Here is a 13,830-nt window from a genome sequence, read left to right as displayed (position 1 = left end):
GACCGCGGCCTGACCGGGCAGTGCAGGGGGCGCCTAGGCCGCCAGCACCCGGACGATCTCGTCCTCGCGCTGGTTGTAGAGGATCGACACCCCGGCGGCCGCCCGGGCGTGCTCGCCGAACCAGGCCTTCACCTCGGGCTCGCGCAGGCGGGCCTCGGAGACGCGGAGCAGGGCGATGTCGCCGCCCTGTTCACGCACCACGTCGTGGAAGCGCAGGATGCCGTTGATCAGCTCGCCCGAGGGCGAGGCGGGACGGAGGGCGGCCGACCGCGGCGCCTTCACCGGGCGCGGGCTGAAGCGGCTGCGGCGGGGGCGGAACTGGGAAGCCATCGAACCAACTCCGTGTTGCGGTTCTCGATGACTCCCGTATGGAATGGGGGTGCGACAGAAACGGACGTATGACGCCGATGCGGCACGAGAAAGCCGGCCGTCTCCTCGAACTGGCCCGCCTGCTGGCCAGCTCCGCCGAGGGCCTCACCCTGGACGAGATGGCCGACCACATGGGCGTGGGCCGGCGCACCGCCGAGCGGATGCGCGACGCCATCTGGGAAATCTTTCCCCAGCTCGAGATCGTGGACGATCCGCCCACCCGGCGCTTCCGCATCCCGTCGGGCCTCGACGGCCTCTTCCAGGCGCCCACCGCCGAGGAGCTGGCTGCGCTCACCGCGGCCGGCGACCTCTTCGAGAAACAGGGCGCCCAGGCCCGGGCCGCCGCCCTCCGCTCGCTGGAGCGCAAGGTGCTGTCGGCCACCCGCGCCGCCGCCCGCCGCAAGCTGGCCCCCGACCTCGAGGCCCTGCTGCAGGCCGAAACCATCGCCGTCAGCGCTGGCCCGCGTCCGTTCGAGGACGAGGCGGTGCTGCAGGCCATCCGCGACGCCCTGAAGGGCGTGTCCACCCTGCGCTTCCGCTACGAGGGCGGCTCCAGCCCCGGGCGGGTCCGCGAGGTGACGCCCTATGGCATCCTGTTCGGCCGCTCGAACTATCTGGTGGCGGCCGAGAGCGCCGAGACGGGGCCGCGCAACTGGCGCCTCGACCGCATCTTCGACGTGGAGGTCACCGGCCGTCCGGGCGAGCGGCCCGAGGGCTTCTCTCTCCAGGCCTATGCGGACGAGAGCTTCGGCATCTATCAGGACGACACCCACGACGTGGTCCTGCGCATCCTGCCCTCCGGGCGGGAGGAGGCCTTGGGCTGGCGCTTTCACGCCCGCCAGACCCTGGAGGAGACGCCGGACGGCAGCGTCATCGTCCGCTTCCGGGCGAGCGGCATGCGCGAACTCGCCTGGCACCTCTTCACCTGGGGCGACAAGGTCGAGATCGTCGAGCCCCAGGCGCTCAGGGACATGATGCGCGGCGAACTGGAGGCCGCCTTCCGGGCCCACGTCCGAAACTGACGGACCTGCCGGCCAGGGTGTGGCTCTCCAAGTTGAGGACACGACCATGACCGCCACGCTCGACTACGCCCGGTTGTTCGAAACCGAGTTCCGCCCCCGCCGCCGCCTTGTCGTGCGCCTGCGCCGCGCCGTCGCCCGGACGATCCTCGTGGGCCTGTTCGTGATCCGCCCGCGCCTCGCCCTGGCCATCTGGCGCGACCGCTGAAAGAGGTTGTGACCCCGCCCGGCCCCGGGCCACTCTTGGCCGGTCGCGACCCTAGGACCTGAGGCGGATGGCCGAGATCAGCGCCGGAGTGCTCGCATGGCGCCGTGGTCCGGAGGGGCCGCAGGTCCTGCTGGTGCATCCCGGCGGCCCCTACTGGGCCCGCAAGGACGAGGCCGCCTGGTCCATCCCCAAGGGCCTCGTGGAGCCGGGCGAGGAGGGCTGGGCCGCCGCCCGGCGCGAGTTCAAGGAAGAGCTGGGCCTGCCCATCGCGGGCCAGCCGGTGGCCCTGCCGCCCCTGCGCACGCCCGGCGGCAAGGTGATCTGGGCGTTCCTGGTGGAGGCCGACGTGGACGTCTCGGCCATCCGCAGCAACCTGTTCGAGATGGAATGGCCGCCTCGCTCCGGCCGCCAGGCCAGCTTCCCCGAGGTGGACTGCGCCGCCTGGTTCGACCTCGCCGTGGCCCGCCGGAAGCTGCACAAGGGCCAGCGGCCCCTGCTGGAGGCCGCCCTGGCGCATCTGGCCTGAGGCGGCGGCCGGGCGGATTTGCCCTCCGCGCCCCGGCTGGGCCATAAGACGGGCCATACGATCCCGCCCGAGCTTCCTGACCGCTGCGCCAGAGCCGCGGAAGAGGCCTTGCGCGGACCCTTGGCGGCCGGACGGCCGCGCCGACCTTCCGGAGCCATGACCTTCCAAGACCTGACCGCCGTCGTCGCGCCCTATCCCTGGCTTGAGACCCTGATCGGCCTGGCCCTGCTGGTGGCCGCCGCGACCGCCGCCAACATGCTGCTCAAGCCGCTGATCGTGCGGGTGCTGACGCGCATCATGGACGGCCTGTCGCAGAAGGTGAGCCGCGAGGACGCCCTGCCGGTCGCCCGGCGGCTGGCCAACATCCTGCCGGCGGTGGTGGTCAGCGAGGGGGTCGTGCTCGTGCCGCACCTGCCCCCGGCGGTGGAGACGGTGGCCCGCAATGTCTGCAGCGCCTCGGTGATCCTGATGGGCGCCATGGCCCTAAGCGCGGCCCTGAACCTGCTGAACGAGATCTACCAGCGCCGCCCGGCCGCCGCGAACCGACCCATCAAGGGCTACCTGCAGGTGGTCAAGATCCTGGCCTACGCCGCGGCCGTGGTGCTGATGGCCGCCGCGCTGATGGAACGTTCGCCGCTGCTGCTGCTCTCGGGTCTCGGCGCGATGACGGCGGTGCTGATGCTGGTCTTCAAGGACACCCTGCTGTCCCTGGTGGCGTCGGTGCAGCTGGCCTCGAACGACATGCTGCGGGTGGGCGACTGGATCGAGATGCCCCAGCTCAATGCCGACGGCGACGTCATCGACATCTCCCTGCACACGGTGAAGGTTCAGAACTGGGACAAGACCATCACCACTATCCCGACCCAGCGGCTGATCTCGGATTCCTTCAAGAACTGGCGCGGCATGCGCCAGGCGGGCGGCCGACGCATCAAGCGCAGCCTGATGATCGACCAGACCAGCGTGCGCTTCCTCACCGACGCCGAGCGTCAGGCCCTGCGGCGGTTCGCGCTCCTCGATCCCTATCTTGATCGCAAACAGGCCGAGATCGATGCCTGGAACGCCGAGCTCCTGGCCCAGGGGCGCGACCCAGTGAACACCCGGCGGGTGACCAACCTCGGCACCTTCCGGGCCTATGTGCAGGCCTATCTCCAGGCCCATCCGCGGATCGCCAAGGACATGACGCTGATGGTCCGCCAGCTCCAGCCGACCCCCGAGGGGCTGCCGATGGAGGTTTACTGCTTCACAGCGACCACGGTCTGGACGGAATACGAGGGCATCCAGGCCGACATCTTCGACCACCTCTACGCGATCCTGCCCGAGTTCGGCCTGCGGGTGTTCCAGGCGCCCGCCGGTGCCGACCTGGCGGCCCTGCGGGCGGCCTGATCGGCGCGGCCTTGGCTCGCCAGGGGCGGGGAGGGAGCCTGGCGGTTAGGCCGCTACGGGGAGAGCCTGCCGGAGGGCCTCTCGCCAGCCGTCCGCGTCCTGCGACGCAAGGCGGATGATGCGGATGCTCGGATACCAGGGCGTCCGCTCGCCCTGCCGACCCCAGCGCCAGTCCGTGCGGATTTTGGGCACGATCACGGTTGTCGGCTTTCCCATGGACCCCGCCAGGTGAGCCATCGCGGTATCGACGGTCACCACCCGCTCCAGGCCCGCGATGATGCGCCGGGTCGCCTCGAAGTCCTCCGCCCCCGTATCTTCCGGCGCAAGGCTGACGGTATGCGCCCGCATCTCCTCGATGATGTCCGGCGGCATCGAACGGTTCGCGTCATTCGGGTGGGTCGGTCGTCCTGCGCCGACAAAGCCGACGCCCCGCCCCTCGCCGCCGGCCAGCGGGATGGGCGGGGGCAGCCCGCCCAGAATCATCGGCAGGGACCCGACGAGACACCAGGCGTCACACGCGGGAATCTGGCTCGCGCCCGGAATGGGATAGGCGTCCAGGCCTGCCGCGCGGAACAGGCGGGCCAGCGGAGGACGGCAGGCGAAGCGCACGGCGATCCCGCGTGCTTCCAGCACCGGAATCCATCGCGCGAACATGATCTGGTCGCCGAATCCCTGCTCGTACCAGACCAGCAGCCTCTCGATCGGCTCGCCGCGCCATTCAGGGAAATTGAAGGGCGGGACATTGATCGGCTCGAAGGCCCATCGCCGCGCCTCGTACAGCGGCCAGCCCCGTTCGTAGTCGCCCAGGGCCAATCTCGTCTGGGCGACCCGGAATCGCCACTGCTGGCTCTCCGGCTCTGCCGCCATGCCGCGTTCGGCGATGGCGTCGGCGTCTTCTGCCCGCCCAGCTTCGAGGTAGAGGTAAAAGGCTTCGAGCAGCGTCACCATGGCGCCAGCCTATCGTTCTCCCGCAGGGCCGGGAAGGCTCGGCCACAACAGTCTGAGCGGCGCCAGAGGCAAGAGCGACAGCGAGTGACGGCCTGCTTCTCCGCGGGCCACAACCAAGGTGCGTGCCGGAAGAAGTTGGAGGCCTGACCGGGAATCGAACCCGGGTTCGCGGATTTGCAGTCCGCTGCGTCACCACTCCGCCATCAGGCCGCCGGAGAGCGCGGCGAACAGGCGCCGGGCTCGTGTGGAGGGCGCGAGGGCTACCAGAAGGTTTTCTCCGGAGCAACGTCCGTGAGGCGCCGCAATTGCGTTTCGCAGGCTGAAGCCTATAAGCCGCGGCCTAGACGCTTACCTTCTCGCGTATCCGAGGGATTCGATGGCCGACTTCGCCGCCGCCCGCCTGAACATGGTGGAAAGCCAGGTGCGTACGCAGGACGTGACCGACGTGCGCCTGCACGACGCCATGCGGGAACTGCCGCGCGAGCGCTTCGTGCCCGAGGGCAAAGCCTATTTGGCTTACGCCGATCTGGACGTGGAATACGCCCCGGGGCGCTGGCTCCTGAAGCCGCGCGACGTGGCCAAGCTCCTGCAGGAAGCCCGGCCGATGCCCGGTGAACGCGCCCTGGCCATCGCCGCGCCCTATGCCGGGGCCGTGCTGGAAATTCTGGGGCTTGAGGTCGTCCGCCTCGATGAAAATCTGAAGCAGCCGCCGGCTGGCGAATTCGATCTCATCATCTGCGAAGGCGCCGTCGCCCGTGCGCCTCAGGCCTGGATCGACGCCCTGGCGATGAACGGCCGCCTGGCGGTGATCGAGCGGGACGGCCCGGTGGGCAAGGCCGTGCTCTATCTGCGCGCCGAGGATGGCGTGGGCCGCCGCGAACTGTTCGACGCCACCCCGCCGGTGCTAGCTGGCTTCGAAGCGGAGCGCGGCTTCGCCTTCTAAAGGCCACGCCTTGCAACACCCTTGAAACCGCTCAGAAACGGTAGGGGGTGAAAAAAGCTTAAGGTGACGCCGCTTGGTCCGCGCGGCACACGACAGCATATAGGGCGAAGCGTCTCTCGCACGATCGGGGATTTCGAATGTCGATGACTGCCCGCGGCCGGCTGCTGGCTGCGATCTTCAGTGCGGGGCTGGGCTGCGCGGTCGTCGCGAATCCCGCCTCGGCCGAGACCCTGGCCGAAGCCATCGCGATGGCCTACGAGAACAACCCGACCCTGCAGGCGCAGCGGGCGGCGCAGCGGGCCCTCGACGAAAGCTACGTCCAGGCGCGCACGGGCTGGCGTCCGACCCTGTCCCTCAGCGCCGGCGCGGGCTGGGCCGAGGATCGGTCTCCCCGGGCGATCATCAACCCGGTGCTTCGCGACACCATCCAGGAAAGCAACAGCGCCCGGGCGGCGGTGACCTTCTCGCAGCCGCTGTGGACCGGCGGTCGCGTCGCCGCCAGCGTTTCAGCCGCCCATGCTGAGGTCCTCGCGGGGCGTGAGAACCTGCGCCGCATCGAGGCCCAGATCCTCGGTCAGGTGCTGCAGGCGTACGCCGACGTCCGTCGCGACCAGGCGGCCCTCGCCATCCGGCAGGAGAACGTCAAGGTTCTGACCCGGCAGCTTGAGGAATCCCAGGCGCGCTTCGATGTGGGCGAGGTGACCCGCACCGACGTCGCCCAGTCGCAGGCCCGGCTGGCCCAGGCTCAGGCCCTGCTTCAGCAGGCGGAGGCCCAGCTGGCCATCAGCCGCGCCAACTATGGCGAGATCGTCGGGCAGAACCCGGGTGAACTCGCGCCCGAGCCGTCCCTGGCCTACCTGCTGCCCAGCGATCCCGACCAGGCCTTCGCCGTGGCCGAGGAGAACAATCCGCAGCTCCGGGCCCAGCAGTTCACCGAGCAGGCCAGCCGCGCCCGGGTGGCCGGCGCCCGCGCCGAGCGGCTGCCGAACGTCACCGCCCAGGCGACCATGAGCTTCAACGGCCCGGCCGTGCCCGAGCCGCCGAACGATCCCTTCGAACGGGGCCTCTTCAACCGGGAGTCCACCGCCAGCGTGAACGTCACCGTTCCGCTGTTCTCCGGCGGCCTGATCTCCTCGCGCGTCCGTCAGGCGGTGGAGCGCAACAATTATGACCGGCTGAGCACCGAGATCGTCCGTCGCGACGTGCTGCAGGGGATCACTGCGGCCTGGAGCCAGCTGATCGCCGCCCGCGCCAACATCGCCTCCAGCGAAGAGCAGGTGAAGGCGGCCCGCATCGCCGCCGAAGGCACGCGCCAGGAGCAGCAGGTGGGGCTGCGCACCACCATCGACGTGCTGAACGCCGAGCAGGAGCTGCGCCAGGCCGAGCTGAACCAGGTCACCGCCCGCCGGGACGAATTCGTGGCCTCGGCCACCGTGCTCTCGCAGATGGGCCGGCTGGAAGCCAAGAATCTGACGCCCTCGGCGCCGCTGTACGATCCGAGCCGGAACTTCCGGAAGCTGCGCATCACCTGGGGCTGGGTGCCGTGGGAAGAGCCGATCGGTATCATCGATCATTTCCTCACCCCCTGGCCGGCGCCGAGCCCGGAGGCCAAGCCGGTGGAAGCGCCGATCGGTCCCGGCCTCGAGGCGGCCCCCGCCGCCGAGCCGCGCTGATCATCCGCCGTTCCCGGCGGTTTCCCCAGGGAGCCGCCGGTTGGCCCGCGAGCGGAAATTGCAGGATCGGCGAGGTACGCTTAGGCTCGCGATCTGAGATTCCTCATTGGCGGCAGGTCCATGTCCGAGCAGACGTCCCAGGAACCCACGATGGAGGAAATCCTCGCCTCCATCCGCCGTATCATCTCGGAGGACGAGGCTCCGGCCGAGACGGCCCCGCCGCCCGCGCCCGAGCCTGCGCCGGAACCTGTCCTTGCCGAAGCGCCGCCGCCGGCCCCTGAGCCCGTGATTGCGCCTGCGCCCGAGCCGGCTTTCCAGCCTGCGTCGCTGCCGGAAGAGGACGAGCCCCTGGAACTGACCCAGAAGGTGGAAACGGTCGGCGACCTCGATGTGCTTGCGCCCACCGAGCCGCCGCCGGCTCCTGTCGCTCCGGCTGCTGCCGCTGCTGCCGCCATTGCGCCTCTGGTCAGCGAGCGAGCCGCCAGCGCCGCGGCCTCGGCCTTCGGCCAGCTGTCGGCCGCCATCGCCATGCCGCGCGAGGATCGCACTCTTGAGGACGTGGTCCGCGAACTGCTGAAGCCGCTCCTGCAGCAGTGGCTGGACGACAATCTGCCGCGCATCGTGCAGGAGGCTGTCGAGGCCGAAGTCGCCCGCATCGCCCGCGGCCGAGTAGGCTGACCCTTCCACGCGACGCGCTTTCCGGCCCCGCCGGAGGCTTCGCAGCATTCACGGGCGCCCGGGCTGGCCGGGCGCTCTTTGACGTTCATCCAGTCTCCCGGCTTTCGCCGGGGTGAGCGGGTGTGTATGGACCGCTCCGGACATCGCCATGCTTGAAAAGACCTTCGATCCTAAGACCGTCGAACCGCGCCTCTACGCCGCCTGGGAGGCCTCGGGCGCCTTTGCGCCGACCGACGATCCGAACGCCGAGCCGTTCTCCATCGTCATCCCGCCGCCGAACGTGACGGGGTCGCTGCACATCGGCCACGCGCTGAATAACACCCTGCAGGACGTGCTGATCCGCTTCGAGCGGATGCGGGGCAAGGCCGCCCTCTGGCTGCCTGGGACCGACCACGCCGGCATCGCCACCCAGATGGTCGTCGAGCGCCAGTTGGCGCAGGAGGGCAACCTGGGCCGGCGCGAACTGGGCCGCGAGGCCTTCGTGGCCAAGGTCTGGGAATGGAAGGCCAAGTCGGGTGGGACCATCGTCAACCAGCTTCGCCGTCTGGGCGCGAGCTGCGACTGGAGCCGCGAGCGCTTCACCCTGGACGAGGGCCTCAGCGCCGCCGTCCGCAAGGTGTTCGTCACCCTCTACAAGCAGGGCCTCATCTACCGCGACAAGCGGCTGGTGAATTGGGATCCGCACTTCCAGACCGCGATTTCCGACCTTGAGGTCGAGCAGCGCGAGGTCGACGGCCACTACTGGCACTTCGCCTATCCGCTGGAGGACGGCTCTGGGGAGATTGTGGTGGCCACCACGCGCCCCGAGACCATGCTCGGCGACACCGCCGTGGCGGTCCACCCCAGCGACGAGCGCTATCAGCACCTGATCGGCAAGTTTGTCCGACTGCCGCTCGTCGACCGGCTGATCCCGATCATCGCCGACGAGTACCCGGATCCTGAGAAGGGCTCGGGCGCGGTGAAGATCACCCCGGCCCACGATTTCAACGACTTCGCCGTCGGCAAGCGCCACAGCCTGCCGATGATCAACGTCTTCGACGACTTCGCGCGCATCAACGAGAACGCGCCCCCCGAGTACCGCGGTCTCGACCGCTTCGCGGCCCGGTCAAAGATCGTGTCGGACATCGAAGCGCTAGGCCTCCTGCGGGGCATCGAAAAAACCCGCCACGTCGTCCCGCACGGCGACCGTTCGGGCGTCGTCGTCGAGCCCTACCTGACCGACCAGTGGTACGTCGCGGCCGACGTCCTCGCCAAGCCCGCCATCAAGGCGGTGGAGGAGGGCGATACCGTCTTCGTCCCCAAGGCCTGGGAGAAGACCTATTTCGAATGGATGCGGAACATCCAGCCGTGGTGCGTTTCGCGCCAGCTGTGGTGGGGCCACCGCATCCCAGCCTGGTTCGGGCCCGACGGAAAGGTGTTCGTCGAGGAAACCGAGGAAGAGGCTCGGCGGCAGGCTCGCGAAGCCTATGGCGAGGACGTGGAGCTGAAGCAGGACGAGGACGTCCTCGACACCTGGTTCTCCTCGGCGCTCTGGCCCTTCTCGACCCTCGGCTGGCCGGAGCAGACCGAGGATCTGCGCCGGTTCTACCCCACGCACACCCTGGTGACCGGCTTTGACATCATCTTCTTCTGGGTCGCCCGGATGATGATGCAGGGCCTGCACTTCATGGACGAGATCCCGTTCAAGCGGGTCTTCATCAACGCCCTGGTTCGCGACGCCTCCGGCGCGAAGATGTCCAAGTCCAAGGGCAACGTCATGGACCCCCTGGACCTGATCGACGACTTCGGCGCCGACGCCCTGCGGTTCACTCTGACGGCGATGTCGGGTCAGGCGCGGGACATCAAGCTGTCGCGGCAACGCATTGAGGGGTATCGCAATTTCGGCACGAAGCTGTGGAACGCCACCCGCTTCTGCCTGATGAACGGCTGTGCGCGCGCAGAGGGCTTCGATCCTGCCCAGGTGAAGGCGCCCCTGAACCGCTGGGTGGTCGGCGAGACGGTGCGGACCGCCCGTGCGGTCACCGAGGCGCTGGCGGATTGCGGCTTCGACGAGGCCGCCGCGGCGCTCTATCGCTTTATCTGGAACCAGTTCTGCGACTGGTACGTGGAACTGGCCAAGCCGCTGCTGAACGGCGAGGACGCGGCGGCCAAGGCCGAAACCCGTGCGACCGCCGCCTGGGTGCTGGACGTCATCCTGACCCTGCTGCACCCGGTGATGCCGTTCATCACCGAGGAGCTCTGGGAAAAGACCGCCGACCTTGGCGCGCCTCGGACCCACAAGGGCTTCCTGATGACCGCCTCCTGGCCGGAGCTGCCTGAGAGCCTGATCGACGCCGCCGCCGACGCCGAGATCGGCCTGATCATCAAGACGATCTCCGAAGGGCGTTCGGTTCGGGCCGAGCTCAACGTGCCGCCTTCGGCGCGTCCGCCGCTCCTCGTCGTTGAGGCGAGCGAAACCCAGCGCAAGGTGCTGGAAGCGGCTGGGCCGCTGATCGGACAGCTTCTGCGGGTGGCCGAGGTCCGCTTCGTGGAGGCCGCGCCCGACGGGGCGATTCCCTACGTGGTGGACGGCGCAACCCTTGCCCTGCCGGTGGCCGAGTTCATCGACCTGGCCGTCGAGCGCGCGCGTCTCGCCAAGGAGGTGGCCAGTCTGACCGCCGAGATCGAGAAGACGGCGAAGAAGCTCGGCAATCCGGACTTCGTCGCTCGGGCTCCGGAAGAGGTGGTCGAAGAAAACCGCGAGCGCCTCGCCGAGGCGGAAGCGGCAAGGGCCAAGCTGGAAGGCGCCCTCGCACGGCTCGGCGCGGTCGCGTAACGCTGTCGCCGGTTTGCCTCCGGCGCTGGGTTATGGTTGTTCACCTGGAGAAAGCGCAGGCGATGAGACCTGCGCACGCCAGGAGAAACGCCGCATGTCCGAGTTCGTCCTGCCGCCCGGCTGGCCCGCCATGTCGATCCAGCAGGCCCACGCCCTTCTTACCCAGCCCGGAACGGCGCTGGAGATCGAGGAGGTCGAGATCCGGGGCGTGCGGACCAAGGTCTGGAAGAACCTGCCGCCGTCGCTAAGGTCCGTGGTGGAGGCCAGCCGCGCCCACGGCGAGAAGATCTTCCTCGTCTATGAGGACGAGCGCGTCAGCTTCGAAGCCTTCTACCGGGCGGTCTCGGCGCTGGCCCGGGAGTTCCAGGCTCAGGGCGTCGGCAAGGGCGACCGGGTTGCGGTCATCATGCGCAACCTGCCGGAGTGGGTGGTCGCCTTCTACGCCGGCGCAGCCATCGGCGCGATCGTCACGCCCCTGAACGCCTGGTGGACCGGGCCGGAGCTGGAGTACGGCCTGACCGATTCGGGGACCAAGGTCGCGGTCATGGACGCCGAGCGCTATGAGCGCCTCCGCGAGCATTTCGACAACTGTCCCGACCTCGTCCGGGTCTATGTGAGCCGTCTGGGCGACGAAGAGGTGGCGCACCCCTACGTCACCCAGCTTGAGGGCGTGCTCGGCGCTCCCAACGATTGGGCCAACCTGCCTGATCAGCCGCTGCCGCCGGTCGACATCGCGCCGGATGACGACGCGACCATCTTCTACACCTCGGGCACCACCGGCCGTCCCAAGGGCGCTCTGGCCACCCAGCGGGCCGTCAACACCAACATCCTGACAGCCGCAGCCGCCACCGCCCGGGGTTTCCTGCGCCGCGGCGAGGCGCCGCCCGAGGCCGATCCCAACGCGCCCCAGCGCTCGGCGCTGATCTCGGTGCCGTTCTTCCATGTCACCGGCTGTTTCGCGGTCCTGAACCCCACGCTGTTCTCCGGCGGCAAGCTGGTGATGATGTACAAGTGGGACGTCATCCGCGCCTTCGAGCTTATCGAACGCGAGCGGATCATGGTGGCGGGCGGCGTGCCGACCATCGCCTGGCAGCTCATCGAACACCCGGCGCGTAAGGACTTCGACCTGTCCTCCCTGGAGAGCGTCTCCTACGGCGGCGCGCCGTCGGCGCCGGAACTGGTGCGGCGGCTCCGCGAGACGTTCCCGAAGTCGCAGCCCGGCCAAGGCTGGGGCATGACCGAGACGTGCGCCACCGTGACGTCCAACTCGGGCGAGGACTACATCAACCGGCCTGACAGTTGCGGCGTGGCTGCGGCGGTGGCCGAGATCCAGATTCGCGATCCGAACGACGGAAAGACGGTGCTCCCGCCGGGCCAGGTGGGCGAGCTCTGGTCGTTCGGGCCCATGAACTGCAGGCTCTACTGGAACAAGCCCGAAGCCACGGCGACGACCTTCGTCGACGGCTGGGTGCGCACCGGCGACCTGGCGCGGATGGACGAGGAGGGCTTCTGCTACATCATCGACCGCGCCAAGGACATGCTCATCCGGGGCGGTGAGAACATCTACTGCGTCGAGGTGGAGAACGTCCTCTACGACCACCCGGCGGTGATGGACGCCGCCGTCATCGGCGTGCCGCATAGGACCCTTGGCGAGGAGCCGGCGGCGGTGGTGACGCTCAAGCCCGGGGCTCACGCCACCGAGGACGAGCTGCGCGCCCACGTGGCCGAGCGGCTGGCCGCCTTCAAGGTGCCGGTGGCGGTGAAGTTCTGGCCCGAGACCCTGCCGCGTAATCCGAACGGCAAGATCCTCAAGAACGAGCTGAAGAAGCTGTTCGCCGACGAGGCTGCAGCCTGAGGAAACGCGCCGACGTCCTGCTGGTTGAGCGCGGTCTCTTCGAGAGCCGCGCAAAGGCGCGTGCGGCGATCGAGGCGGGCGGGGTGACGGCTGACGGACGTCCGGTTGGAAAGGCGTCCGAACTGCTGGACGAGGCGGCGGCGATCGAGGCCCGTGCGGCGCACCCCTGGGTGGGCCGCGGCGCCCTGAAGCTCGTGCACGCCCTGGAAATGTGGCCGGTGGAGGTGGCGGGGCGCATCGTCCTCGACGTGGGGGCGTCGACAGGCGGTTTTACCGAGGTCTGCCTTAGGCGAGGCGCCGCCCGGGTCTACGCCGTGGATGTCGGCCGCGGGCAGCTGCATCCGCGGCTGCGCGAGGAGGAGCGTGTGGTCAGCCTCGAGGCCACGGATGCCCGCGACCTCACCCCTGCGCTGGCGCCCGAGCCGCCCCAGTTGATCGTCAGCGACGTGAGCTTCATCGGCCTGGCGAAGGCCTTGCCGGCGGCTCTGGGTTTGGCGGCGGACGACGCGGATCTCATTGCCCTCGTAAAGCCCCAGTTCGAGGTGGGACCGGATCGGGTCGGCAAGGGAGGGGTGGTCAGCGATCCTCAGGCGCGCATCGATGCCTTGGAGGGTGTCAAGGCGTTCCTGGAGGGGGCGGGGTGGCCGGTGCAGGCCACGGCTGACAGCCCCGTGGCCGGCGGCGATGGCAACTGGGAGTTTCTGCTGTGGGCAAAAAAAGGGCCGCCCGCATAGGGACGGGCGGCCACTAGACAGATGCTTAGGGAGCGGAAGGGTTAGTCGACGACGGCGTAGCGTCCCGAGCTGTCGCGGCAGACCCGCACGAAGCGCGTCTGGGTGCGGCCGTCAGGCATGTAGATCGGGCTCTCGGCGAGGGTGCAGCCATCGGCTTCCGGGGCGTCGCCGGTCACGCGATAGCGGTCGCCACGGCGGTCGTAGGCGTAGTCGTCCCGGGCCGGAGCGTAATCGTCGCGGTCATGCTGAGGGCCGCGGGGACCATAGTAGCTGGTCTCGACCGGCGGGGGCGGCGGAGGCGGCGGAACATACTGGCCGGAGGTGCAGGCCGCGCTGGAATTGCCGACGCCGGCGCCGACCGCCGCGCCGAGCGCGCCGCCCAGGAGCGAGCCTTCTGTCCGGGCGTTGCGGGCCGCCGCATTGGAGCCGATCACCGCGCCGATGGTCCCGCCGATGAGCGCGCCGACGGTGCCGCGGGTGGTCTTCTCACGCTTGCAGGGGTCGTAGGCGTAGCCGCCAGAGCCCATGCCGTTGTAGCCGTAGGGCTGCGCCTGGGCGGCGGTGGTGCTGAGGGCCATGAGGCCGGCGGCGGCGATGAGGCCCGCCTTGGCGATGGTGACACGCTTGGACATTCGGAAAACCCCTCTCGAATCTTGCGCAGGCCTTGAGGGCCATGTTG

13 protein-coding genes and 1 tRNA gene are annotated in these 13,830 nt (G+C 69.3%); 10 read left to right on the top strand and 4 right to left on the bottom strand.

Annotated features, from left to right (window positions below; all coding sequences use genetic code 11):
- Nucleotides 1-33: 33 nt before the first annotated feature.
- Entirely contained in the window at nt 34-330 is a 297-nt protein-coding gene (locus BO64_RS13635) for a hypothetical protein (RefSeq protein WP_496403845.1), read from the bottom strand.
- Between the two features lie 77 nt (nt 331-407).
- Here BO64_RS13635 and BO64_RS13630 point away from each other — a divergent pair, with 77 nt between their 5' ends.
- The 4 genes from BO64_RS13630 to BO64_RS13615 all read left to right on the top strand — a co-directional run bounded on the left by BO64_RS13630 (nt 408) and on the right by BO64_RS13615 (nt 3,505).
- Nucleotides 408-1,391 (top strand): helix-turn-helix transcriptional regulator, encoded by a 984-nt coding sequence (locus BO64_RS13630; protein ID WP_496403844.1) that lies wholly within the window; start codon nt 408-410, stop codon nt 1,389-1,391.
- Nucleotides 1,392-1,437: 46 nt separating this feature from the next.
- Nucleotides 1,438-1,596 carry a hypothetical protein gene (locus tag BO64_RS13625; protein ID WP_496403843.1) on the top strand — a complete coding sequence of 53 codons (159 nt, stop codon included), beginning with the start codon at nt 1,438-1,440 and terminating at the stop codon, nt 1,594-1,596.
- 67 nt (nt 1,597-1,663) lie between these two features.
- A complete protein-coding gene (locus BO64_RS13620; RefSeq protein ID WP_496403842.1) occupies nt 1,664-2,122 on the top strand; it encodes an NUDIX hydrolase in 459 nt (152 codons plus the stop codon).
- Between the two features lie 156 nt (nt 2,123-2,278).
- On the top strand, nt 2,279-3,505 hold the full coding sequence (locus BO64_RS13615; RefSeq protein WP_496403841.1) for a mechanosensitive ion channel family protein: 1,227 nt from the start codon (nt 2,279-2,281) through the stop codon (nt 3,503-3,505).
- A 45-nt stretch (nt 3,506-3,550) separates the two neighbouring features.
- Here BO64_RS13615 and BO64_RS13610 read toward each other — a convergent pair whose 3' ends face one another.
- Together BO64_RS13610 and BO64_RS13605 are read right to left on the bottom strand one after the other, a co-directional pair.
- Complete coding sequence (locus tag BO64_RS13610; RefSeq protein WP_496403840.1) at nt 3,551-4,453, bottom strand: tetratricopeptide repeat protein; 903 nt, start codon at nt 4,451-4,453, stop codon at nt 3,551-3,553.
- Between the two features lie 136 nt (nt 4,454-4,589).
- Nucleotides 4,590-4,663, bottom strand: a tRNA-Cys gene (locus BO64_RS13605).
- 166 nt (nt 4,664-4,829) lie between these two features.
- On the opposite strand from BO64_RS13605, the gene BO64_RS13600 reads away from it, so the two are divergent.
- The 6 genes from BO64_RS13600 (at nt 4,830) to BO64_RS13575 (ending at nt 13,151) form a co-directional block, all read left to right on the top strand.
- A complete protein-coding gene (locus BO64_RS13600) occupies nt 4,830-5,396 on the top strand; it encodes a protein-L-isoaspartate O-methyltransferase family protein (protein WP_496403839.1) in 567 nt (188 codons plus the stop codon).
- A gap of 137 nt (nt 5,397-5,533) precedes the next feature.
- Nucleotides 5,534-7,069 (top strand): TolC family outer membrane protein, encoded by a 1,536-nt coding sequence (locus tag BO64_RS13595; protein WP_496403838.1) that lies wholly within the window; start codon nt 5,534-5,536, stop codon nt 7,067-7,069.
- A 120-nt stretch (nt 7,070-7,189) separates the two neighbouring features.
- Entirely contained in the window at nt 7,190-7,747 is a 558-nt protein-coding gene (locus tag BO64_RS13590; protein ID WP_496403837.1) for a DUF2497 domain-containing protein, read from the top strand.
- Between the two features lie 148 nt (nt 7,748-7,895).
- Complete coding sequence (locus BO64_RS13585; protein ID WP_496403836.1) at nt 7,896-10,562, top strand: valine--tRNA ligase; 2,667 nt, start codon at nt 7,896-7,898, stop codon at nt 10,560-10,562.
- Between the two features lie 94 nt (nt 10,563-10,656).
- Nucleotides 10,657-12,417 (top strand): class I adenylate-forming enzyme family protein, encoded by a 1,761-nt coding sequence (locus tag BO64_RS13580; RefSeq protein WP_496403835.1) that lies wholly within the window; start codon nt 10,657-10,659, stop codon nt 12,415-12,417.
- Nucleotides 12,414-13,151 carry a TlyA family RNA methyltransferase gene (locus tag BO64_RS13575; protein ID WP_496403878.1) on the top strand — a complete coding sequence of 246 codons (738 nt, stop codon included), beginning with the start codon at nt 12,414-12,416 and terminating at the stop codon, nt 13,149-13,151. Before BO64_RS13580 ends, BO64_RS13575 begins: the two co-directional genes overlap by 4 nt.
- 41 nt (nt 13,152-13,192) lie before the next feature.
- On the opposite strand, the gene BO64_RS13570 is transcribed toward BO64_RS13575, so the two are convergent.
- Nucleotides 13,193-13,783 carry a hypothetical protein gene (locus BO64_RS13570; RefSeq protein WP_496403834.1) on the bottom strand — a complete coding sequence of 197 codons (591 nt, stop codon included), beginning with the start codon at nt 13,781-13,783 and terminating at the stop codon, nt 13,193-13,195.
- Between the last annotated feature and the right edge of the window lie 47 nt (nt 13,784-13,830).

The sequence above is a fragment of the Phenylobacterium composti DSM 19425 genome (assembly GCF_059568645.1).
Note: the sequence above shows the minus strand (reverse complement) of the source record. Positions and strands in the feature narration are given on the sequence as shown.

What these genes read in the sequence shown, in the direction of transcription:
- BO64_RS13635 (WP_496403845.1), bottom strand. Translation starts at nt 330, where the DNA reads ATGGCTTCCCAGTTCCGCCCCCGCCGCAGCCGCTTCAGCCCGCGCCCG.
- BO64_RS13630 (WP_496403844.1), top strand. Translation starts at nt 408, where the DNA reads ATGCGGCACGAGAAAGCCGGCCGTCTCCTCGAACTGGCCCGCCTGCTG.
- BO64_RS13625 (WP_496403843.1), top strand. Translation starts at nt 1,438, where the DNA reads ATGACCGCCACGCTCGACTACGCCCGGTTGTTCGAAACCGAGTTCCGC.
- BO64_RS13620 (WP_496403842.1), top strand. Translation starts at nt 1,664, where the DNA reads ATGGCCGAGATCAGCGCCGGAGTGCTCGCATGGCGCCGTGGTCCGGAG.
- BO64_RS13615 (WP_496403841.1), top strand. Translation starts at nt 2,279, where the DNA reads ATGACCTTCCAAGACCTGACCGCCGTCGTCGCGCCCTATCCCTGGCTT.
- BO64_RS13610 (WP_496403840.1), bottom strand. Translation starts at nt 4,453, where the DNA reads ATGGTGACGCTGCTCGAAGCCTTTTACCTCTACCTCGAAGCTGGGCGG.
- BO64_RS13600 (WP_496403839.1), top strand. Translation starts at nt 4,830, where the DNA reads ATGGCCGACTTCGCCGCCGCCCGCCTGAACATGGTGGAAAGCCAGGTG.
- BO64_RS13595 (WP_496403838.1), top strand. Translation starts at nt 5,534, where the DNA reads ATGTCGATGACTGCCCGCGGCCGGCTGCTGGCTGCGATCTTCAGTGCG.
- BO64_RS13590 (WP_496403837.1), top strand. Translation starts at nt 7,190, where the DNA reads ATGTCCGAGCAGACGTCCCAGGAACCCACGATGGAGGAAATCCTCGCC.
- BO64_RS13585 (WP_496403836.1), top strand. Translation starts at nt 7,896, where the DNA reads ATGCTTGAAAAGACCTTCGATCCTAAGACCGTCGAACCGCGCCTCTAC.
- BO64_RS13580 (WP_496403835.1), top strand. Translation starts at nt 10,657, where the DNA reads ATGTCCGAGTTCGTCCTGCCGCCCGGCTGGCCCGCCATGTCGATCCAG.
- BO64_RS13570 (WP_496403834.1), bottom strand. Translation starts at nt 13,783, where the DNA reads ATGTCCAAGCGTGTCACCATCGCCAAGGCGGGCCTCATCGCCGCCGCC.